We start from the raw sequence: 2,337 nt of genomic DNA, 5'->3' as shown, positions 1-2,337 counted from the left end.
CCCTGGTAGGCGATGTGTCGTGCCTTTATCGCTTTCCGGGTGGTGCGGAGCCATTGCTCCCACCCGGTTGGGGACTGTGGGGGCCGGTTGGCGTGCAGGAGCAGTTGCCCGCAGAGCTGGCAGCGGCCCTTTTGCGTCTGGAGCAGACGCATGGTGGCCCGGTCCAGCGGCAGCGGTGCGCTTCTGCGTCGCCGGTTGGCCCAGTAGTCGGCCAGGGCCGGATCGTCTGGGGACGAGGTGCCCTTGACCAACTGGTGCCGGACGATTTTCGTCCAGGCGAACTTGACGAGGTAGGCACCGTTGTCGCGGTGGCCGAATACCCATTTGTCTTCCCGGGCGGTGTTGAATCGGCCGAAGTACCGGCTGGTGATCCAGTGCTTCGACTTCTTCGGATGCCTGTGCAGAGCCCACCGGTAGGTGAGTTGCCACAGATAGGTGTCCAACGAGGCGAAGACCTCCTTGGACACCACCGTCCGGTAATAGGCCGACCACCCGCGAACGATCGGGTTGACCGCCCGCAGGACGGCGAGGGTCTCCGCGCCCCGCAGGCCACGGATCTCCTCACGCAGCCTGGCCCGGATCCGCCTGACAGCCGCCTTGCTGGGCTTGATCAGCAGCTTGCCACATCGATAGCGGCGCACGTTGAACCCCAGGAAGTCAAAGCCGGTCTCCGCGTGGACGATACGTGTCTTGTCCTCGTTGAAGACCAGCCCCCGGGGCGCGAGCCACTCGGCAAGTTGGGCCTTGACCTGCTCAGCCGCATCGCGGCTGTGGCACATCGCCACCAGGTCGTCGGCGTATCTGACCAGCACCGGGGCGTCCGGCATGATCTCTCCGGGCCGTCGGCCTGGAGGGTAGTACCGCACACCCGCAGCCGCCTCCATCCCATGCAGGGCGACGTTCAACAGCACTGGGCTGATCACTCCGCCTTGAGGAGTTCCCTCCTCCGTCGCAGTGATTCGGCCGCGTTCCACCACTCCGGCCTTCAGCCATTGCCGGACCAGTCCCCGTGCGGGGAAGGTACCGAGCTGGGCCAGAAGCCGGTCGTGGTCAATGCGGTCGAATGCCGCCGCCAGGTCGGCGTCCAGGATCCACACGCGTTGCGGGTTCTTGCCGTTGAGCGTGTTGTAGATGACCCCGATCGCGTCGTGGCAGCCTCGGCCCGGGCGGAAGCCGTATGACCTCGCCTCGAACCGTGCCTCCCACTCAGGTTCCAGCGCCGCCGACGCGCGGGCCTGATGAGCCCTATCGATGATCACGGGAATTCCTAGTGGGCGCCGTTTGTGTCCCCCTGCCTTCGGGATGAACACTCGCCGGACGGGACGGGCCTGCCAGATACTTCCGCACTGCTGGATGAAGCGCGCCAGTTCTGCCTTGCCCGGGGCGGTCAGCACGATCTGGCCGTCAATCCCCGCTGTCTTCCGTCCGGTGTTGACCTCCGTCACCCGGCGCACGCTGACCAGCGTGTTGCTGAGGCTCCGGAGCATCAGTTTCTGCAGGTTCCTGACTCTCGCCAGGTCACCGTCCTTCGATGCCGTGAAGATGCGCTGGCGCAGGCGGCGTACGTTCTTCTCCGCTTGGTCCCAGTCGATACTGTCCCAGTCCGCGAAGAAGTCGCCCTCCGGTCCGTTCACCCCAGCCGTAGCCGCGGCGTCTAACTTGTCCTTCGGTGCTGTCCCTGTCGTCATCGTCCCTCCTCACAGACTCACCCGGCTCACGTCAGCGTCCTTTCGGACCCGGAAACCTGTCCGGTATCCGGCGAGTTGGCCGGGACTGTGGCGGAGAGGCCGCCGCTCGTGCTGTCCCGGTTTCCTCTGACCTTTCGGTCTGCCGGCCTTCGCTTCTTGAGCCGTCCTGTCCCGCCGGAGACATCAGCTTTCCTCACGGTCGGCCCACCGCCGCCCATGCCAGAGCGGCGGCCTCCGTCGGGGTTTCCACGTTCCGCGTGTGCGAGATGCGACCGGATTGGGCGCCCTCTATATCCCGGGGCGATGGTGTCCTCCCGGGCGGCATGAAGATCCGCTCGGCGCCTGCCGCGTTTCAGCGGCCCGCCCTGCACCCTGCTGTCGCGTCCCACCGGCAGGGCTTTCCTTCACGAGACGTCATCGAGGGTTCACGGGTGTTCGCCCGCCCGGTCTTCCCCTTGCCTGTTGCCACCGGGTGGAACGGCGGCGCTTGGGCTTCTCCCGGAGCTTCGCACCCCGCCGTTACCAGCGACGCACGTCCAGGTGGGAACGGATCATCGGACACGGACCCGGGATTACCCTGTCGTCGGCGACATCGCCGACCCCCTCTCCAAGAGCATCCACTCAACACACGCGACCTCGTGTCGCACCT

1 protein-coding gene is annotated in these 2,337 nt (G+C 66.2%); it reads right to left on the bottom strand.

Annotation, left to right across the window (positions count from 1 at the left end; genetic code table 11):
* Window positions 1-1,688, bottom strand: a 1,688-nt coding sequence (gene ltrA, locus ACFWDI_RS40910) for a group II intron reverse transcriptase/maturase (RefSeq protein WP_385312181.1), incomplete at its 3' end; no start/stop codon positions are given.
* Window positions 1,689-2,337: the final 649 nt, after the last annotated feature.

The organism is Streptomyces sp. NPDC060064, from assembly GCF_042736455.1.
Lineage (GTDB): Bacteria > Actinomycetota > Actinomycetes > Streptomycetales > Streptomycetaceae > Streptomyces.
This window is presented reverse-complemented; position numbering and strand designations above follow the sequence as displayed.